The sequence below is a fragment of the Marinobacterium iners DSM 11526 genome, from assembly GCF_900107855.1.
Classification (GTDB): domain Bacteria; phylum Pseudomonadota; class Gammaproteobacteria; order Pseudomonadales; family Balneatricaceae; genus Marinobacterium; species Marinobacterium iners.
In genome coordinates this window covers 35,649-54,127 of sequence record NZ_FNRJ01000018.1, presented here as the reverse complement: position 1 = coordinate 54,127, position 18,479 = coordinate 35,649, and the positions used below count along the sequence as shown (strand labels likewise).

General features: G+C 59.3%; 17 protein-coding genes and 1 riboswitch. Of the genes, 15 read left to right on the top strand and 2 right to left on the bottom strand.

Going from position 1 to position 18,479, the window contains the following annotated elements; translation table 11 throughout:
* Positions 1–90 precede the first annotated feature (90 nt).
* Complete coding sequence (gene metE, locus BLV48_RS15585; protein WP_091827718.1) at positions 91–2,421, top strand: 5-methyltetrahydropteroyltriglutamate--homocysteine S-methyltransferase; 2,331 nt, start codon at positions 91–93, stop codon at positions 2,419–2,421.
* Positions 2,422–2,473: 52 nt separating this feature from the next.
* Here metE and BLV48_RS15580 read toward each other — a convergent pair whose 3' ends face one another.
* Positions 2,474–2,986: a lipocalin family protein gene (locus tag BLV48_RS15580; protein WP_091827717.1), complete on the bottom strand. Its 513-nt coding sequence runs from the start codon at positions 2,984–2,986 to the stop codon at positions 2,474–2,476.
* A 70-nt stretch (positions 2,987–3,056) separates the two neighbouring features.
* On the opposite strand from BLV48_RS15580, the gene BLV48_RS15575 reads away from it, so the two are divergent.
* Complete coding sequence (locus BLV48_RS15575) at positions 3,057–3,419, top strand: gamma-glutamylcyclotransferase family protein (RefSeq protein ID WP_175527700.1); 363 nt, start codon at positions 3,057–3,059, stop codon at positions 3,417–3,419.
* Here the strand turns inward: BLV48_RS15575 and BLV48_RS15570 are convergent.
* A complete protein-coding gene (locus BLV48_RS15570; protein WP_217633035.1) occupies positions 3,396–5,249 on the bottom strand; it encodes a cation:proton antiporter in 1,854 nt (617 codons plus the stop codon). The two genes, BLV48_RS15575 and BLV48_RS15570, sit on opposite strands and share 24 nt — an antisense overlap.
* A gap of 161 nt (positions 5,250–5,410) precedes the next feature.
* Here BLV48_RS15570 and BLV48_RS15565 point away from each other — a divergent pair, with 161 nt between their 5' ends.
* From BLV48_RS15565 to cobS, 13 genes are all read left to right on the top strand, one after another.
* On the top strand, positions 5,411–5,812 hold the full coding sequence (locus tag BLV48_RS15565; protein ID WP_091827715.1) for a hypothetical protein: 402 nt from the start codon (positions 5,411–5,413) through the stop codon (positions 5,810–5,812).
* A gap of 22 nt (positions 5,813–5,834) precedes the next feature.
* Positions 5,835–6,638, top strand: coding sequence for a DODA-type extradiol aromatic ring-opening family dioxygenase (locus tag BLV48_RS15560; RefSeq protein WP_091827714.1), 804 nt, complete (start codon positions 5,835–5,837; stop codon positions 6,636–6,638).
* A gap of 187 nt (positions 6,639–6,825) precedes the next feature.
* A complete protein-coding gene (locus BLV48_RS15555; RefSeq protein ID WP_091827713.1) occupies positions 6,826–8,997 on the top strand; it encodes a TonB-dependent receptor family protein in 2,172 nt (723 codons plus the stop codon).
* 271 nt (positions 8,998–9,268) lie between these two features.
* A riboswitch (cobalamin riboswitch) is annotated at positions 9,269–9,499 on the top strand.
* Positions 9,500–9,539: 40 nt separating this feature from the next.
* On the top strand, positions 9,540–11,399 hold the full coding sequence (locus tag BLV48_RS15550) for a TonB-dependent receptor domain-containing protein (protein WP_091827712.1): 1,860 nt from the start codon (positions 9,540–9,542) through the stop codon (positions 11,397–11,399).
* A gap of 13 nt (positions 11,400–11,412) precedes the next feature.
* Positions 11,413–12,198: an ABC transporter substrate-binding protein gene (locus tag BLV48_RS15545; RefSeq protein WP_254775064.1), complete on the top strand. Its 786-nt coding sequence runs from the start codon at positions 11,413–11,415 to the stop codon at positions 12,196–12,198.
* Entirely contained in the window at positions 12,195–13,169 is a 975-nt protein-coding gene (locus BLV48_RS15540; RefSeq protein WP_091827711.1) for a FecCD family ABC transporter permease, read from the top strand. The genes BLV48_RS15545 and BLV48_RS15540 overlap by 4 nt, the downstream gene beginning before the upstream one ends.
* Positions 13,160–13,903 carry an ABC transporter ATP-binding protein gene (locus BLV48_RS15535; protein WP_091827710.1) on the top strand — a complete coding sequence of 248 codons (744 nt, stop codon included), beginning with the start codon at positions 13,160–13,162 and terminating at the stop codon, positions 13,901–13,903. The genes BLV48_RS15540 and BLV48_RS15535 overlap by 10 nt, the downstream gene beginning before the upstream one ends.
* Complete coding sequence (locus tag BLV48_RS15530; RefSeq protein WP_091827709.1) at positions 13,900–14,457, top strand: ATP:cob(I)alamin adenosyltransferase; 558 nt, start codon at positions 13,900–13,902, stop codon at positions 14,455–14,457. The genes BLV48_RS15535 and BLV48_RS15530 overlap by 4 nt, the downstream gene beginning before the upstream one ends.
* Before the next feature lie 98 nt (positions 14,458–14,555).
* Positions 14,556–15,542 carry a patatin-like phospholipase family protein gene (locus BLV48_RS15525; RefSeq protein ID WP_091827708.1) on the top strand — a complete coding sequence of 329 codons (987 nt, stop codon included), beginning with the start codon at positions 14,556–14,558 and terminating at the stop codon, positions 15,540–15,542.
* Positions 15,543–15,600: 58 nt separating this feature from the next.
* Positions 15,601–16,128, top strand: coding sequence for a bifunctional adenosylcobinamide kinase/adenosylcobinamide-phosphate guanylyltransferase (cobU, locus tag BLV48_RS15520; RefSeq protein ID WP_091827707.1), 528 nt, complete (start codon positions 15,601–15,603; stop codon positions 16,126–16,128).
* Positions 16,125–17,174: a nicotinate-nucleotide--dimethylbenzimidazole phosphoribosyltransferase gene (gene cobT / locus BLV48_RS15515; RefSeq protein ID WP_091827706.1), complete on the top strand. Its 1,050-nt coding sequence runs from the start codon at positions 16,125–16,127 to the stop codon at positions 17,172–17,174. Before cobU ends, cobT begins: the two co-directional genes overlap by 4 nt.
* The gene (locus tag BLV48_RS15510) at positions 17,171–17,725 is read left to right on the top strand and encodes a histidine phosphatase family protein (protein WP_091827705.1); all 555 of its coding nucleotides are present in this window, start codon (positions 17,171–17,173) and stop codon (positions 17,723–17,725) included. Before cobT ends, BLV48_RS15510 begins: the two co-directional genes overlap by 4 nt.
* Positions 17,722–18,471 carry an adenosylcobinamide-GDP ribazoletransferase gene (gene cobS, locus BLV48_RS15505; protein ID WP_091827704.1) on the top strand — a complete coding sequence of 250 codons (750 nt, stop codon included), beginning with the start codon at positions 17,722–17,724 and terminating at the stop codon, positions 18,469–18,471. The genes BLV48_RS15510 and cobS overlap by 4 nt, the downstream gene beginning before the upstream one ends.
* Positions 18,472–18,479 lie beyond the last annotated feature (8 nt).

Sequence of the window (18,479 nt, the reverse complement as noted above, 5' to 3'; positions counted from 1 at the left end):
TCATAATTAATGTGTTGATGAGATAATGCCATTATTTTTCATCATTCATAAGGGCTAGCATCGACTCCGAATTGAATTTTGGAGAGTGTTATGAGCCTTCAGCGACAAAACAAAAGCCTTCAGCCACAGGCAAAAAGCCGTTTACACAACTTGGGTTTTCCGCGCATCGGCGCACGGCGCGAACTCAAATTTGCCCAGGAAGCCTTTTGGAAAGGCGAGAAAAGCGAATCCGAGCTGCTGCAGACCGCCTCAGAGCTGCGGGCGCAGAACTGGAAGCGTCAGGCGGGACTCGATTTGATCCCGGTGGGGGATTTTTCCCTCTACGATCAGGTACTGGATCTGAGCTTTACCCTCGGCAACCTGCCGGCCCGAGTGCAGGGACTGCAAGGCTCGGAACTGGATCAGTATTTTCGTGTCGCCCGTGGCCGCTCCGCCAACGACAGCGGCTGCAACTGTGTGCATGCCGGTGAGATGACCAAGTGGTTCGATACCAACTACCACTACATCGTGCCGGAGTTCAGCGCCGAGACCCGCTTCAGCCTGAACCCGAGTCGCCTGCTGGCGCAGATTGAAGAAGCTCAGGCACGGGGTCACAACGCCAAGCCGGTGCTGATCGGTCCGGTGACCTATCTGTTGCTGGGCAAGAGCAAGGACGCAACCGATCCACTGAGCCTGCTGGCGCAGCTGTTGCCGGTTTATGCCGAACTGCTTGGACTGCTGGCCGAGAACGGCATCGAGTGGGTGCAGATCGATGAGCCGACGCTGGTCACTGAGCTGGCACCGCAATGGCAGGAGGCGTTCCGCACCGCCTATGGGGCGCTGACCAACACGGGCGTGAAGCTGCTGCTGACCACCTATTTCGGTCAATTGAAAGAAAATCTGGCGCTGGCCTGCAGCCTGCCGGTTGATGGACTGCACCTGGATGCGGTCAATGCCCGCGATGAAGTCGAGCCGGTGATCGAGCAGCTGAGCACGGATAAGGTGCTGTCATTGGGTGTGGTCAATGGTCGTAATATCTGGAAAACCGATCTGAGTGCATTGCTGGACTGGCTGGAACCCGTGGCGGCAAAGCTGGGGAGTCGCCTCTGGATCGCACCGTCCTGCTCGCTGTTGCATGTGCCGGTGGATCTTGCGAGCGAACAGAAGCTGGATGCCGAGATTCGTTCCTGGCTGGCCTTTGCGCAGCAGAAGCTGGATGAAATTTGGGTTATCCACAGCGCATTGAACAATGGTCGGGCATCTGTTGCCGCTGAGCTGGCCGAGAATCTCGCAGCGCTGAACAGCCGCCGTACCTCACCGCGGGTGCACAACCCCAAAGTACAGAACGCCGTTGCCGCCATCGATCCGGGCCTGGGCAAGCGCAAGAGTGCCTATCCGCAGCGGGCAGCGCTGCAGCGCCAGACGCTGAACCTGCCGCTGTACCCGACCACTACCATCGGTTCCTTCCCGCAAACGCAGGAGATCCGCCAGGCGCGGTTGGCGTTCAGGAAGGGTGAGCTGGATGCTGGAGACTATACAGTCCGCATGCAGCAGGAGATCAAATTTGCCGTCAAACAGCAGGAGGCTCTGGGGCTGGACGTGCTGGTACACGGTGAAGCTGAGCGCAATGACATGGTGGAGTACTTCGGTGAGCAGCTCGACGGCTATGCCTTCAGCCAGTTCGGCTGGGTGCAGTCCTACGGCTCCCGCTGCGTCAAGCCGCCGATTCTGTTCGGCGATATCAGCCGCCCGAAGGCAATGACCGTGGAGTGGATCAAATATGCCCAGTCACTGACGGATAAAAAGATGAAGGGGATGCTCACCGGCCCGGTCACCATCCTCAACTGGTCCTTCGTGCGTGATGATCAGCCGCGTTCACACAGCTGTTACCAGCTGGCGCTGGCGATCCGCGAAGAGGTGCAGGATCTGGAACGTGCCGGTATCGATATCATCCAGATCGATGAAGCGGCGCTGCGTGAAGGTCTGCCACTGCGCCGCAGCCAGTGGGCCGAGTATCTAGACTGGGCGGTGGAGTCGTTCCGCATCAGCGCCAATGGCGTGTCGGACAGCACTCAGATCCATACCCACATGTGTTACTCGGAGTTCAACGACATCATCGAGGCGATCGCGCACATGGATGCGGACGTGATCACCATCGAAACCTCCCGTTCCGACATGGAGCTGCTGGATGTATTCGACGAATTCCACTACCCCAACGAGATCGGCCCGGGCGTGTACGATATCCACAGCCCCAATATCCCGTCGGTAGAACAGATGGTGAAACTGATGCGTCTCGCGGCGCAGCGCATCCCGGCAGAACACCTCTGGGTGAACCCCGACTGTGGCCTGAAAACCCGCCAGTGGAGTGAGGTAATCCCGGCACTACAGAACATGGTGGATGCCGCCAGAGTGCTGCGTGAGGATCGGGCGGCTGCGGCCTGAAAATGAGGGTGCCCGCTGCAAGGGCGGGCACCTTTGTATCTGTTTACAACTATCAATAGTTCACATAAATCAGCTTATCCACCGGATAACCGGCCTTGCGGGCAGTGGCAACCAGCTGCTCCAGCGTACCGGCATCCATCTTCGGCGTGCGCGACAGTATCCACAGATAATCTCGATCCGGTCCGCTGACCAGTGAGTACTGATAGCCCTTGTGGTCCAGTTCCATGATCACATAGGCACCATAGAAAGGACCAAAGAACGACACTTTCAGGTAGCCGGTGTTGCTGTCCTCAACGAAATACGCCTTGCCCTCGGCCTCGCGCCACTCACCTCGGGCGGCGTCGAAACCCCGGTTGATCACTTTCACCCCGCCATCGTCTCTCAGACTGTACTCGGCCTGCACCTGGCTCAGGCCGCGCTCGAACGAATGATCCAGCCGTGCGATCTCATACCAGGTGCCCAGATAACGGTTCAACTCGAAGTTGCTCACCGGCTCGACTCGATCGGGCAGGCTGGTGCAGGCGGTCAGCGTCAGCAGTATCAGACCGAGAAAAAACGTGCGCATGGGATCTCCTTGCTCAATGGCCTTAAGGTATTTAAGAATAGCTGACCCGTTTATACGCAGAGGATTGGCAATGGAGCAGATTCGGGTCGCCGTATATGGCACTCTTAAACAGGGGCAAGGCAACCACCACTTTCTCAGCGGGGCTGAATATCTTGGCTCAACATGGCTGGATGGCTTCGCGCTCTATGACCTGGGGCCTTGGCCGGCGGTTAAGCGGGAGCCGGGCCAGACGCAGGTAGAGGTGTACCGTGTGAATACGGAGACTTTTGCCGCCCTGGACGAACTGGAAGAATACAATGCCCGTGCTCCGCACACCGGACTGTATGACCGGATTCAGGTGGACACCCCCCATGGCTGTGCCTGGCTGTATTTATACAATCCGGCGGTACAGCCCGGGCAACGGCTGACATCAGGTAACTGGGTCAGTCGTTGATTTCTCGGGCCTGCCGCTTGCCGCTTTCTCGGCGGTATCCAGATAGATCAGGGTCCAGTCAGTCCCCGGGTTGACCTCATCGGGATTGGACAGCAATTGCAGGTGCCGGTCCGGGCTGATCAGCGCGATTGGCATGCGCACGCCTGATGCATCCTGCTGCTGCCACTGATTGAAGTCATAGCTCTCGCTGAAGCGGGTGGCGCGAAAACGCGCACCGCGGCTGATCAGGCCGGCGAGCTGGCCGAAGTTCAATGGATCAGCCCCCAGTGGCCGGCCCTGATGTTCTTCGGCCAGCTTGAGCCGCGCCTGTTGGTGTTTTTCCGTGCGGACCGTGAAGATCTGCCGAGCCGGAAAATCGCGTCGGAAATGCTGGCACAGCAGGGCATTCCATTCCCGCTGCGGTGTCAGCGTCAGTAGATGCCCCAGTCCGGCCAGGTCCAGCCGGTCATCGACCACCGCGGCCAACGGATTGCCGCACAGGGTCCTGAGTCCGCGCATGCGGGCGTCCCGAATCGCATCCCAGTGGGTGTCCACCACCAACAGAGGAACGTCCTCTTTCTGCAGACACTCGGCCAGAGCCAATGCGGCTGGGTTAGCGCCCACCAGTAACAGTCCGCGGGGTTCCGGTTCGGTTACCTTAAGCAGTTTGGCGACCGGGCGAGCCGTAGCGCTCTGAAACACCACGGTGCCGATGATGACGGCAAAGGTCAGTGCACTGATCAGTCCGGCGTCTTCATACCCGGCCTGCTCCAGCTTGAGAGCAAAGAGGGCCGAGACCGCCGCTGCGACAATGCCGCGCGGGCCGATCCACGCGATCAGGCCTCGCTCCGGCCAGCTCAGATTACTGCCGAGGGTGCAGACCCAAACCGATAATGGGCGGGCGATGAATTGAATGACGGCCAACAGTACCAACGCCTGCCAGCCCAGTGCCAGCAATGCCTGCAGGTCCAGCCGGGCAGCCAGTAGAATGAAAAGCCCGGAAATCAGCAGGGTGGCAAGATGTTCCTTGAAGGCCAGAATTTCGTCGATATCGATCCCTTTGGCATTGGCCAGCCAGATCCCCATCAGCGTCACTGCCAGCAGACCGGACTCATGGGCGAGGTGGTTGGACACTGAGAAGGTCACCAGCACAACGGCAATGGCGGCCAGTACTTCCAGATACTCCGGAATCCAGTAACGCCGCAATGCCAGAGCCAGCAGCCAGCCCGCCAACAGGCCAATGATGGTGCCGGCCAGCGTGACTTTGAAAAAGATCATCAGGCTGGCGAGAAAACCGTTTTCACCGCTGCCGGTGGCGATCAGCCACTGGAACACCAGTACGGCCAGCAGTGCACCCAGAGGGTCGATCAATATACCTTCCCAGCGCAGCACATCGGCGATGCGAGGTTTGGCGTGCAGGGTACGCAGCATGGGCACCACCACGGTCGGGCCGGTGACGACAACCAGTGCCCCGAACAGAGCGGACAGTGCGGGCGACAGCCCGATCAACCAGTAGGTCGCCAGACTGAGCACGCCCCAGGTCACCAGTGCACCCAGTGTGACCAGCCGGCGGACGACTGTGCCGGTCTCGCGCAGCTCGCTGAATTTCAGAGTCAGGCTGCCTTCGAACAGAATCAGAGCGACGCTGAGTGATACCAGCGGAAACAGCAGCTCATCCAGAAAAAGATCCGGTGACAGCCACCCGCCGATGGGCCCCACCAGAATGCCGGTCAACAGCAGAAACAGAATCGCCGGCAGGCGCAATCGCCAGGCCAGCCACTGGCAGGCCAGGCTGGCCAGTGCCAAAGAGGCGAAACCCAATGCAGGGGTAAAAAGATCGTTCAGGGTCACGGGCTGTCCTTGTCGGCAGATGGGTGTCTTCGGGGCGGTTCCCCGTCGTTACTGTATAGTGTTTCCAGCACGCGGTTTCCAGCCGCGGGCAGGGAGGCAGTTGAATATGCGCCACTGCAGTCCAATATACTGGGTGGTCACAGGTATGAGGAGAGTGGCAGGTGTTTCGATTTCCCTCCGAACCGTTGAGTGAACACAATCTGGTGGAGCAGCTTGAAATGCTGGGCGGCCTGCTGGTTCAGCAAGGCGACGTGCTGCAGTTCTCACTGCTGGATCATCACTTTGCGCTCACGCGTATCGAGCAGCCGGGAGCGCTGGTCCGCTGGCTGGAAAAGGCCGCCGACACCGCGCCCGATCTGCGAACCCTGTACATCGAGCTGCCGGCCGGCGAGCATGCAAGCACAGCGCCGCCCACCCGCTTTGAGCACTGCCGAGTATCCGGCGTTGAGGCCGCCTTTGACTGCCACCGCATGGCGGCCGGAGCACTTGAATGTGACCGTGTTCTGATCAGTCTGGCGTTGCAGGACAGCTCTGCCACCCTAGTCTGTGAATATATCGTTTAAATCCGCAACAGGAGTGATCCCCATGTCATCCACTCAGCCCACCTTTTTTGTGCCGCACGGGGCAGGCCCCTGTTTTTTCATGGACTGGAATCCGCCCGATGCCTGGGATCGGATGGAAGCGTTTCTGCGTGGCATTCGCGAGACCTTGCCGGAACAGCCCAAGGCGATCCTGCTGGTATCGGCCCACTGGCTTGAGCCCGTGTTCAGCACTACCTCGGGTGAACAGCCGGATCTGATCTATGACTACTACAATTTTCCACCACACACCTACGAGCTGACCTACCCGGCTCCCGGCCAGCCGGCATTGGCACAGCGTGTGATTGAGCTGTTGCAGCAGGCCGGGCTGCCGGCTGCAACCGATGCCGGCCGGGGCTTCGACCATGGCATGTTCATTCCGCTCAAGCTGATGTTCCCTGAGGCGGAGATCCCGGTGGTGCAGCTGTCTCTGCGTCAGGACCTGGATGCCGAGGCGCACCTGCAGGTAGGCCGAGCACTGCAATCGCTGCGGGATGAGGGCGTATTGATCGTGGGCAGTGGCATGAGTTTCCACAACATGCGTGGCTATCGTGATCCTCATTTTGGCCCGATCTCGGATGAGTTTGATGCCTGGCTGGCGCAGACGGTCGAGGCCGACCCTGCCGTGCGCTGGCAGGCGCTGGCGCACTGGGATCAGGCTCCGAGGGCGCGTGAATGTCACCCGGAGCGGCACGAGGAGCACTTGCTGCCACTGATGCTGGCGGCGGGTGCTGCCGGTGATGATCAGGGGCGGCACGTGTTTGTAGATCGGATACTGGAGACAAGCCTGTCCGGGTACCGTTTCGGCTAATATTAACCGGGAATTTTTCCCGTCAGATACAGGATTTTTTCGCTCTGTTGCGGGCGTAGTACCAAAGTACGCCAGTACCGCTACCTGTTGCCGACGACAGCGTTTTGTTGCTCATCACATACTGCTGCAACAATTTTGCCAGCCCTCTCATTGGCAGAGGCTGTCCTCTCGGCAACAGGAGTGACCCATGTTTTTTCGCAAGAAACTGCTCAGCAGTGCCATCGCCTCTTCGCTGATGCTGGTCCCATTCGCCTTGCAGGCGGAGCAGGTGGACAGCATAAACACACTGACGGTTACCGGCATTTTGCCCGACCGACTGGAAGCGGTTCCCGGTTCATTTGATATTGTGGACGAGCGTGACCTTGAACGTCGTCGGCCGTTTACCGTGAAGGAAGCACTGAAAACCGTCCCCGGTATCAATGCGGTTGATGAAGACAGCTATGGCCTGGCGCTCAACATCGGGGTGCGTGGCCTCAACCCCCGCCGTACTTCCCGCACCCTGTTGATGGAAGATGGCATGCCGCTGTTTCTGGGCCCTTATGGCGACCCATCAGCACACTACTCGACCCCGCTGGACAGAGTTGAGCGCATCGAGGTGGTAAAAGGCTCGGGGCAGATACTGCACGGGCCACAAACCGTGGGTGGCATGATCAACTTCGTAACACGCCCGGTGCCGACCGATGGCTTTGAAGGCGCTGTCACTATGGACGCCGGTAATCAAGGGTTCCGAGGTGCGCATACGCGCCTGGGCTACGGAAATGACACCGGCGGTATCATGATTGATGCACTGCAGAAGCAGGGTGATGGCGTTCGTCGTGGGCATGACTTTGATGTCACCGAATTTTCCATCAAGGGGCAGCTCAACCTGACGGATCGGCAAACGCTGATTGCCAAGGTCAGTCGCTTTGAAGAAGATTCGGCCATTACCGAAACCGGCCTGGGGCAGCTGGAGTACGCTCAGGACAAATTTCAGGCACCCACCTCCGATCATGACCGTTTTGAGCATCAGCGCGACAGTGTGCAGCTGAAGCACATCTTTGATATCAACGACAGTGCCACGCTCAATACCCAAGCCTATTATGCGGATGCCTATCGCTCGTCTTTCCGGCAGGTCAATGAGCCGGGCGATGGCAGCTACATTATTGACGGTACTGCCTATTCAGAGTTGGATCGCTGTGGCACAGCGGCGACCGCTGCCAATGCAGACGCCTGTGGCGGACGTCACCGTCCCCGCGACTATGAATACTGGGGTATTGAATCCCGTTTGGACTTCAATCACACCCTGTTTGGCCTCGACAGTGATGCTGTCGTCGGCGTTCGGTACCACGAAGAGGACATTCGTCGTCGTCAGTTCCGTGATGGTGACCCGCGTGCTCGCGATCTGGACTGGCTCAAGTCCTTTGGCACGGACTATCTGCGTGAAGATATTCGCATCGATGTGGAAGCGATCTCCTACTTCGCCCAAAACACGTTCCACCTCGGTGACTGGTCCTTTACTCCCGGTGTTCGAATCGAGGATCTGAGCATCAAGACCGATGTGGTCTGGGCGGAAGGCGACCCGCAGGACATTCGTCAGACCAACCGTTCAACCGATGTTCTGCCAGGCTTCGGTATCGCCTGGAATGGCATCGACAACACAACCGTTTTTGCCGGTGTACACCGCGGTATTGCCCCTCCGCGCCCTGATCGTGATTTGGGAGAGGTGGGTGATGGTGTGGTGCTGTCCAAAACCAGCCCCGAAAAAAGCACCAACTGGGAACTGGGTTTGCGCAGTGACTACTTCGATGGTGTCTCCCTGGCGGGAACGCTGTTCTATACCGATTTCCAGGAGATCGTAATTCAGGACAGCGGCCGTTTCTTCAATGCCGGTGAGTCGGAGCAGGCAGGTATCGAGTTGGCGGGCCGAATCGATTTCGGCACCTTCTATGACAGTGCTCACAACGTCTATTTAACGGGTTCCTATACCAACCTGTTCAAGGCCGAGTTCAGCAAGGCCGTACCGTCGGAGAATATTGCAGCGGGTAACCGCATGCCGTATGCCCCCCGTCACATGGCCTCACTCAGCCTGGGTTACGAAAATCCCTACGGGTTGGATACCCGCATCGGTGTGGACTACATCAGCCGACAGTTTGTGGATGGCGAGAACACGCGTGTCGAAAGTGCCAATGGTCAAGAGGGCATGATTGACGGCTACAGCCTCTGGAACGCTTCCATCAACTACAGAAAGCCCGGCAGCGATATCACCCTGTTCGGCAGTGTGTACAACCTGACCGATCGCGAATATCTGGTCAGCCGGGTGGATGGCAAGGTGGCGGGGCGTCAGCGTCAGTTCTTTGCCGGTATTCGCTACGAGTTTTAACTCCCTGAGCCTTCAGCCGCCAACTCTGTTTCCCCGGGGTTGGCGGTTTTTTCATTATTGGCTTAATTTCTTGTTGCAAATAAGAATGATTATATTTAAGATTAATCTCGTTCATTGACAGGTCTAGCTCACTGTAGGCACTGCAGATGTGTGCCGAAGGTGATTGGCGCCGCTTCCTCCATCTCCCCGGGGGAAGCGGCATTTTTTTGTTCGTTTTCGTTCAACTTCACTTGAACAGCCTCCGTTTGACCTCTTCCTCCTGAGTGCCTATTATCCGCGGCTTGCTTCCGGTGTACTGAACAGCTGTTCAGGACTTAAACGGGAAGTTGGTGCGCATCGTTTTATGAAAGTCGATGCAATGCCGACGCTGCCCCCGCAACGGTAGAGGCGTGAGGCGATGACGACAGGCCACTGTATCGATCCGATATGGGAAGGTGTTATCCCTCCTGACTGCACAGTCTGACGCCTGAGCCCGGAGACCGGCCAGAAGTGATCATTCATCCATCAGTGTGCGGGTGGCACACATGAGAAAGGTCTTTCCCATGCCGAAACGTTCCACGTTGGCGCTGGCCATTACGCTCGCGCCCAGTATTGCCTTTGCTGCTGAAACCTCGCTTGATGAGCAGCTGAAACTCTCCACCATCGTGGTGACCTCTTCCCGCCAGCCACAGCTGCAGCAGGACACAACTGCCGCTACCCAAGTGTTCACTCGTGCGGACATTGAACGCCTGCAGCCTTCAACCGTTGTTGAGCTGCTTGATCGGGTACCCGGCGTACAGATGACCCAATCCGGCGGTCGCGGCAGTATGACCAGCCTGTACATCCGTGGCACAAAATCATCCCAGAGCCTGGTACTGATTGATGGTGTGCGTATCAACGGCGCCGACAGCGGCAGTGCCGCGCTGGAAGCACTGTCGGTTGATCAGATCGAGCGCATCGAAGTGTTGCGAGGGGCCCGTTCCGCCATCTACGGGGCAGATGCCATTGGCGGTGTGGTTCAGATCTTCACCCGTCGTGGGGAAGGAGATGGCCTGCGTGCCCGTGTACATCTGGGCTACGGTACAGAGCAAACTTGGGAGCGCAGCCTCGGGCTGTCAGGTGGCAATGCTGATACGCGTTTCAACCTGAGCCTCAGCAATGACGAGACCAATGGCATTAACCGCACTTATGAAGCCACCGGCCCGGACAGTGACCGTGATGCCTATCGCAATACGGCTGCCAGCTTCAACCTCAACCACCGTTTCAGTGACCGGTTTGACGCCGGCGTCAGTCTGCTGGATCAGCGGGGCGAAAGCGAATTCGATCTGAGCTGGGGCGGTGACTATCCCTATAATGATTTCCAGCTGAGCACCGCGTCCGTTTATGCCAATCTGCAGGTCAGTGAGCTGTGGCACAGCCGTCTGGAATTGGGCCATGCAGAAAACCGCAGCTGGACGCGATTTGACGATCACGCCGGCAGTGATGCCTTCAATACCTATCGTGACAGCCTAGCCTGGCTCAACACCCTGCAGCTGACCCCGGCACAGCAGTTATTGGTTGGTTTCGATGGACATAAGGAGCGTCTAAACGGCAATGACAGCTTCGCTGAAACCAGCCGCTGGAATCGGGCGGCGTTCGTTCAGCACCGCTATGATCATGCACGCTTCAGTACCGAAGTTGGCCTACGGCATGACGATAACGAACTGTACGGCAGTGAAAATACGCTGAGTGCGGCACTGACCTGGCGACTCAATCAAGACAACGATTTGATCGTCTCCTACAGCGAAGGCTTCAGGGCACCCACGTTCGTGGATCTGTACTACCCGGGCTATGACAATCCTGCCCTGCAGCCCGAAACCTCAAAGAGTTATGAGCTGCAGTGGCGCAGCCGACTGGGGCAGAGCACCGAGCTGCAGGCGTCTATCTATCGTACCGATATCGATAATGCGATTACGCTGGATTCGACCTTCACTCCGCAAAATATTGGCACTGCACGTATCAATGGTTTCGAGGCACGCCTGCAGCACGAACTGTTCGGCTGGCAGACCGCATTGGCGCTGGAGCTGGTCGACCCTGTTGATCGGGATACCGACAAGACTCTGGCCCGGCGTGCCAAGCGCAGCCTGAGCCTGGACCTGGATCGCACGTTCGGAGATCTGTCTGTGGGCGGCAGCTGGCAGCTGGCCGACAGCCGCTGGGATGATGCCGCCAATACGCGTGAAATCGCCGGTTATGGACTGGTGAATCTGCGCAGCCGCTGGCAGCTGAACCCTGAACTGGCGCTCAAGCTGAAAGTTGATAACCTGTTCGATAAAGAGTACGCCACCGCGCTGTACGGTGTGGGCTGGCCCTCAACCTATCACCCCTATCGTGAAACAGGACGCACAGCATTGTTGTCACTGACATGGACACCTGCACTCTGATTCTGGAAACGGCATGTCTGGCCTGATGCTCCGCTGCTTGCGGGGCTTCGGGCTGGGGCTGCTGCTTGCCAGCGCCAGTGCCCAGTCAGCCCCCCAGCGCATCCTGTCGCTGGATCTGTGCATGGACTGGCTGTTGGCGTTGCATGCAAAACCTGAGCAGGTTGCCGCCCTGTCGCCAACTCATCGGCGCTATCAGCTGCCTTTTGATATGCCTGACTGGCCGCTGCACGATGGCTCGCTGGAGCAGATTTATCTATTGCAGCCAGACCTGATTCTGGTGGGTGAGTACAACGCATTGCTGTTGCGTCGCCGTCTTGAGGCGCTGTCCCTTCCGGTGGTGGACCTGTCCCTGCCGACCAGCCTTGCTGAAATCGAGGTCTATGAGCGTCAGTTTCTTGAGCTTATAGGCCAGCCGTCCTCGCGGGCACGACCGGCTCCAGCGCCTGCGCAGCCAGCGGGTGATGCGCCTCGGCTGTTGCTGCTGGGCGCCAACGGCATCGGTACAGGCGCAGGTACCTTTGAAGACCAGATTCTGCGTCAGGCGGGCTGGCACAACTATCTGCGTGATGCCGGTTATGTCCGCCTTGATCTAGAGCAGTTGGTAGCCGACCCGCCTGATGCGATCCTCTGGTCGGCTCCGGCGAGTCCATCACTGGCGAGCCGGTTTGCCGAACATCCGGCGCTGCAGCAGGTTGTCACACAGGAAGGGTGGTTGAGCACCGACTACTGGCGCTGGCAATGTCCCGGCCCTTGGACCTGGGAGCTGATCGAACAACTGAAACGGAAGCGAGTGCAATGAACGGGATACTGGCGTTGCTGGTGCTGCTGACGGCGCTGCTGTCACTGGCCACTGGCAGCACCGATATAGCCCCCTTGACGGGCCTGCTTGACTGGGCACGAGGGGAGCAGAGCATTGATGCCATTGTCAGCAGTGAAATTCGCCTGCCACGCACCCTGTTGGCACTGTTGGTGGGGGCGTCTCTGGGCCTCAGTGGTGCTGCGCTGCAGGGCCTGCTGCGCAACCCGCTGGCAGATCCGGGGCTGACCGGTGCCAGTCAGGGGGCGGCACTGGGCGCGGCCTGCGTGTTCTATTTTGGTCTGTTTCCGGCCCTGGGTGTGGCAGCACCGGCACTGGCGGGGCTGGTGGGTGCAGGGCTGGCGCTGCTGATCATGCTGCTGCTGGCAGGCCCCGCCGGGCAGGCGATGGTGATCATGGCGGGGCTGGCCATCTCGACGCTGACTGGCGCGCTGCTGGCTGCGGTACTCAACTTTGCCCCCAATCCCTTCGCCATGCAGGAGCTGGTGTTCTGGCTGCTGGGCTCGGTGTCCGAGCGCGGGCTGGATCATCTCTGGTTGCTGCTGCCCGCATTGCTGGTCGGTGGCGGTCTGATCTGCAGTCAGCGGCGTCTGCTGCTGGGGCTCAGTCTGGGCGAACAGGTGGCACAGAGCATGGGGTTGTCCCCCCGGCGCGGAAGCCGCCTGATTGTGCTGGGCGCTGCGTTGTTGGTGGGCACCTCGGTAGCCGTGGCGGGAGCCATCGGTTTTGTCGGCTTGATTGTGCCGCATCTGGTGCGGCCCTGGGTGCAACACCGGCCCGACAGAGTGCTGTTGCCCTCGGCCCTGCTGGGTGCGGTGCTGGTGTGTCTGGCGGATATCGTGGTGCGTCTGCTGCCGCCGGGGCAGGAGCTGAAACTGGGGGTGCTGACCTCTCTGATCGGCGCCCCCCTGTTCATCTGGCTGGTATGGAAGGAGCGCCGACGATGGATCTGATTCGGGTGGAAGCTCTGTCGCTGGCACAGCGTCTGGTATCGGTCAGTCTGGATCTGCAACCGGGCGAGCTGCTGGGCATTATTGGCCCCAATGGTGCCGGCAAATCCTCTCTGCTGGAGTCACTGGCCGGCATCCAGCCCTGTTCCGGCGTGATCAGTTTCGAAGGCAATAACCTGAGCACGTTTGAACCGCTGGAACGGGCGCGCAAGATCGCGTTTCTGCCACAGCGATCCATGGCGGCCTGGACCTTGAGTGTGCGTGATGTGATCGCGCTGGGGCGTCTGCCTTGGGGGGATGAGTCAGCGCAGATTATTGATCAGGCGGCACGCAGTACCGGCGTAGACGAATGGCTGAACGTACCGGTGGATCAGCTCTCCGGCGGCGAGCAGGCACGGGTCTGGCTGGCACGACTGCTGGCAGGGGAGCCGCGCGTGATTCTGGCCGACGAGCCTTTGGCCAGTCTGGATCTGTATTATCAGCAGCAGGTACTGAAACTGCTCCGCAACTACACCAGTCGAGAACGTGCCGTGATCCTGTCGCTGCATGATTTGTCACTGGCGGCGGCGTGGTGTGACCGGCTGGTATTGATGGACGCTGGTCGTGTCATTGCCGTGGGTACGCCACAGGCGGTACTGACGACGGAAAATCTGCGTCAGGTGTTCCGGGTCGAGGCCGAAATTGATTTCAGCGCCGCAGTGCCACTGCTGCGCATGCAGGGGAGAGAACCCATATGAGCATTGCCAACAGCCGCGATCTGGATGAACTCTGTTACCCCTTCATCCATGAAACCTCCTGGCTGTGTGATTATGAACTGCTGACCGACGAACTTTGTGCCCAGATTGGGGCGGTACTGGCGGCGCTGCCGAATGAGTGGGATGACCTGCGCCAGGATCTTGAACAGCTGCAGCCGCTGGTGTTGCACGCCAACGGCTCAATTCGCGGCCGGCTGGCCCTGAAGGAGGCTGACCTCGTCTGGCTCAAGTCGAGACTGCAGCACTTTCGCCAACAGCTGGTTACGCCACCACAGGGGTTTGTGTTGCCTCGGGGCTCAGCACCGGTGCCTCAACTGCATATCGTGCGCTCCAACTGTAAAAAAGCGATTCGGGCGCTCGTGCGCGTTAGTGAAGAGGGGCGGGAGGTGGCGGATATTCTGCCGCGCTTTTTGAACCTGTTGTGCAACTTCAGTTTTACCCTGACGCTGGTGATCAACCAGCGCCGGGGCGAAGCGGAAACGGCGTTCGCCAGCCTCAGTTACGGGCCTGTGAAACCGGCATCCGGTCAGGTATAGAGTGACCGAAGCCCGGGCTGTTTTCGGGTGTTATTGGCATTGACACCAGAACAGTCTGAACCGATGCTTGTTGCAGTGCACAATACAAGGGGCTGCGCATGTCTGAAGTGAAACTGAATCTGGCGTTGCAGGGGGGAGGGGCTCACGGTGCCTTCACCTGGGGGATGCTGGATCGTCTGTTGCAGGAAGATGACATCCGCTTTGACGGCATCAGCGGTACCAGTGCAGGCGCCATGAACGCCGTAATGCTGACGGCAGGTTGGCAGCAGGGTGGCGCGGCGGGTGCGCGAGCACTGCTGTCGGAGTTCTGGCATCGATTGATGCTGCCCGACAGCTTTGACCCGGCGGGATGGAGCCGTCACTGGCCAACCTGGTGGAGTGGGGTGACCCGGCACCTCTCACCCTATGACCTGAACCCGTTTGATATCAATCCACTGCGAGACCTGCTGAATGATCTGGTTGACTTTGAGCGGCTGAGGCGTGATGCGCCCTTTCAGTTGTTCATTGCCGCCACCGAGGTCGAAACCGCCAAACTGAAACTGTTTCGTGAACACGAACTGAGCACTGAACACCTGCTGGCGTCTGCCTGCCTACCGGCGCTGTATCAGGCGGTGGAGATTGAAGGTGCGCATTACTGGGATGGTGGCTTTGCCGGCAATCCGGTGGTGTACCCGCTGCTGTTCGACTGCAAGGCACGTGACCTGCTTCTGCTGTTGCTGCACCCGCAGCAGCCGGCTGCACCGCCGGTCAGTGCCCAGGCGATTGCTGACCGGGTGGCTGAACTGGGTTTTCAGACCACCTTCATGCGCGAGATGCGGGCGCTGGCAGCCATGCATCAGCGGGCGCGCCGCTCGCCCTGGCGGCTGGGGCGGCCTGAGCGCCGGATACGGCAGATGCGGCTGCACGTGCTGGGGCCTGATGAGGGCTTGAGTCAGCTGCACCGAAGCAGCAAGCTGGATGTGCGGCCTGATTTTCTGCTTGAGCTGATGCAGCGTGGTCAGGCGCAGATGGACCGCTGGCTGCAGCAAAACCGCTCGGCGCTGGGGCGCAGCAGCAGCTGCGATATTGAAGCCGAATTTCTCTGACGCCCGCTGCGGCAGGTACAATCTCTTTTTATCGGCAATACAGGCAGATACAAGGCAGATGATCAGATTGATTCTCGGAGGCGCTCGTTCCGGCAAAAGTCGGCAGGCGGAGCAGTTGGCACAGGCCTCGGGCCTTGAAGTGATCTATATTGCCACCGCACAGGCGCAAGACCGCGAGATGCAAGAACGCATCAACCGTCACCGGGATGATCGTCCCCGTCACTGGACAACCATTGAGGAGCCGTTGCAGCTGGCGGACGCAATTCTGTCGCACCAGGCGCCCCACCGCTGTCTATTGATCGACTGTCTGACCCTTTGGGTTACCAACCAGTTGCTGGCCAAGGCTGATATGCACGCCGAGCGGGAAGCGCTCTGTGCGGCCCTGCGCAATGCCCGTGGCGACATCATTCTGGTCAGCAATGAAACCGGCATGGGTATTGTCCCCACGGGAGAGTTGAACCGCCGCTTTACTGACGAGTCGGGGTGGCTCAACCAGTCTGCAGCGGCCCTGGCTGATCAGGTCGTGTTGATGGTGGCGGGAATATCGATGCAACTGAAGGGACCGGCACTGGAGGTGTCCGCATGAGCTGGATAATCCATGCGACCAAGCCGATTGACACCCAGGCTGTTGCGGCGGCACAGGCACGCCAGCAACAGTTGACCAAACCGGCCGGCTCGCTGGGCCAGCTGGAACAGTTGGCGATTCGATTGGCCGGGATGCAGGGCAAGGCCTGTCCGCAACTGCAACGGATCAGCATCGCCGTATTTGCGGCCGACCATGGTGTTGCAGTGGAAGGTGTGTCCGCTTATCCACAGGCGGTCACCGCTGAGATGATTCGCAACTTCTCCCGTGGTGGAGCTGCCATCAGTGTGGCGGCCCGGGTGCTGGAAGCCGAGCTGCGAGTCTGGAATCTGGGTACCGTGGTGGAGCTTGAGCCTTTGCCGGCGGTTGAGTCCCGCGTGATTGCAGCTCAGAGCGGCAATCTGCTACATGAGCCTGCGATGACGGCAGTGCAGTTGCAGCAGGCGCTGGCGGCAGGGCGAGAAGCGGTGTTGCACACCCCAGCCGAGCTTTTCATTGGCGGCGAAATGGGCATTGGCAATACAACGGCGGCCACGGCCCTGGCGGCGGCGTTGCTGGAAAAACCGGTGGCGGAGCTGGTGGGCCCCGGCACCGGGCTTGATTCGATGGGTATGTCGCACAAGTGCCGAATCATAGAACAGGCTCTGCTGCGTCATGGCCGCAACAACGGAGACACGCAAGAGCCAATGGCCCTGTTGGCCTCGCTGGGCGGGTTTGAAATTGCAGCACTGACGGGGGCTTACGTTGCCTGCGCTCAGGAAGGTCTGGCAGCACTGGTGGACGGATTCATCTGTACCGTTGCGGCGCTTTTGGCCTGCCGGATCAACCCGGCTGTTGCTGACTGGCTGATCTTTTCCCATCATTCGGCAGAGCCGGGATATAGACATTTGAGGCCTGCATTGCCATCACCGCCCCTGCTGGATCTGGGGCTGCGCCTGGGTGAGGGTAGTGGTGCCGCTGCGGCTGTGCCCCTGTTGCGCATGTCCTGTGAGCTGCATGCCGGTATGGCCACCTTCGCAGAAGCGGCAGTGTCGGAGAAACCGAGTTGAGCGTATTCAGAATAGATCTGCTGCGTCATGGTGAAACCGATGCCGGTCAGTGCTTTCTGGGCCGTACGGATGCGGCCCTGACCGATAGAGGCTGGCAGCAGATGCACGCAGGTTTGGAAGGGGTCAGGCCTGAGGATTATGAGGGGGTATTCAGCTCACCTCTGCAACGCTGCTCTGCTTTTACCGAGCAGTGGGCCGGCTCCGATGGCTTTGTGACCGACGTTCGCTTGATAGAATACGATTTTGGCCAATGGGACGGACAGACTGCAGCCTACATCCACGCAACCGATCCGGCTGCACTGGGTCGCTTCTGGCAGGATCCCTGGCACTGTCCACCGCCACAGGCCGAATCACTGGCCGATTTTTTTGTTCGTCTTGAAGCTCTGGTGGATCAACTTCAGCAGGAACATGCCCGTGCCGTGCTGCTGATCTGTCACGGCGGTGTCATTCGTGCCTTGCACTGTATTCTGAACGGGCTTCCGGTCAGTGAAATGTTCAGTTTTCCGGTAGCGCATGGCAGTTTGCATCAGCTGCAGGATGCACGCCAATGAAAGCTGGATGGCAGGCGTTTCTCTGTGCGTTGCAGTTTCTTACCCTGATTCCGGTACGTTTGGCTGCACCGCCCGATAAGCGAACTCAGGCGCGGGCTCTGCTGTATTACCCGCTGGTCGGCGGGTTGATCGGGCTGTGTTTGCTGCTGCTGGCCACCGTTCTGCAAGGAGTACCGACCGGGCTGAGCGCGGCACTGTTATTGCTTGTCTGGGCCGGGCTGACCGGAGGGCTGCATCTGGACGGACTGGCTGACAGTGCCGATGGCTGGATGGGCGGACTGGGCAGCCGAGAGCGTACTCTTGAAATCATGAAGGATTCTCACCTGGGGGCCAGTGGAGCGCTGGTGCTGATACTGGTGTTGCTGCTGAAGTGGAGTGCGCTCGCCGCTCTGTTAAGTACGGCCACGCTGTGGCCTCTGCTGCTGGCCCCTGTAGCGGGTCGTGGTGCTGCGCTGTTGCTGCTGGTCACCACCCCCTATGCCCGACCTGACGGTATCGCGCGTGAAATGCTGCCACTGTTGCAGCGTCGGCATGCATTTTGGGTGTGTGCTGTCGTAATACTGCTGTTGGGCCTGTTCAGCCTGTGGTTGCCACTATACCTGTTGCTTGTCGGTGCGGGGCTTAGGTGCCTGATGCTGCGCCGTCTGGGTGGCACAACCGGTGACACCGCCGGAGCCTCGATCGAATTGATCGAAACCCTGTTGCTGGTGCTGGCCGTGATTATCCAGAGCGACACTGGTGGTTAATTAATGCT

Bases quoted from the DNA above. Each gene is read 5' to 3' on its own strand.
- BLV48_RS15545 (WP_254775064.1), top strand. From the start codon at position 11,413: ATGTCTGGCCTGATGCTCCGCTGCTTGCGGGGCTTCGGGCTGGGGCTG.
- cobU (WP_091827707.1), top strand. From the start codon at position 15,601: ATGATCAGATTGATTCTCGGAGGCGCTCGTTCCGGCAAAAGTCGGCAG.
- BLV48_RS15580 (WP_091827717.1), bottom strand. From the start codon at position 2,986: ATGCGCACGTTTTTTCTCGGTCTGATACTGCTGACGCTGACCGCCTGC.
- BLV48_RS15550 (WP_091827712.1), top strand. From the start codon at position 9,540: ATGCCGAAACGTTCCACGTTGGCGCTGGCCATTACGCTCGCGCCCAGT.
- BLV48_RS15560 (WP_091827714.1), top strand. From the start codon at position 5,835: ATGTCATCCACTCAGCCCACCTTTTTTGTGCCGCACGGGGCAGGCCCC.
- BLV48_RS15530 (WP_091827709.1), top strand. From the start codon at position 13,900: ATGAGCATTGCCAACAGCCGCGATCTGGATGAACTCTGTTACCCCTTC.
- BLV48_RS15535 (WP_091827710.1), top strand. From the start codon at position 13,160: ATGGATCTGATTCGGGTGGAAGCTCTGTCGCTGGCACAGCGTCTGGTA.
- metE (WP_091827718.1), top strand. From the start codon at position 91: ATGAGCCTTCAGCGACAAAACAAAAGCCTTCAGCCACAGGCAAAAAGC.
- BLV48_RS15575 (WP_175527700.1), top strand. From the start codon at position 3,057: ATGGAGCAGATTCGGGTCGCCGTATATGGCACTCTTAAACAGGGGCAA.
- BLV48_RS15540 (WP_091827711.1), top strand. From the start codon at position 12,195: ATGAACGGGATACTGGCGTTGCTGGTGCTGCTGACGGCGCTGCTGTCA.
- cobT (WP_091827706.1), top strand. From the start codon at position 16,125: ATGAGCTGGATAATCCATGCGACCAAGCCGATTGACACCCAGGCTGTT.
- BLV48_RS15555 (WP_091827713.1), top strand. From the start codon at position 6,826: ATGTTTTTTCGCAAGAAACTGCTCAGCAGTGCCATCGCCTCTTCGCTG.
- cobS (WP_091827704.1), top strand. From the start codon at position 17,722: ATGAAAGCTGGATGGCAGGCGTTTCTCTGTGCGTTGCAGTTTCTTACC.
- BLV48_RS15525 (WP_091827708.1), top strand. From the start codon at position 14,556: ATGTCTGAAGTGAAACTGAATCTGGCGTTGCAGGGGGGAGGGGCTCAC.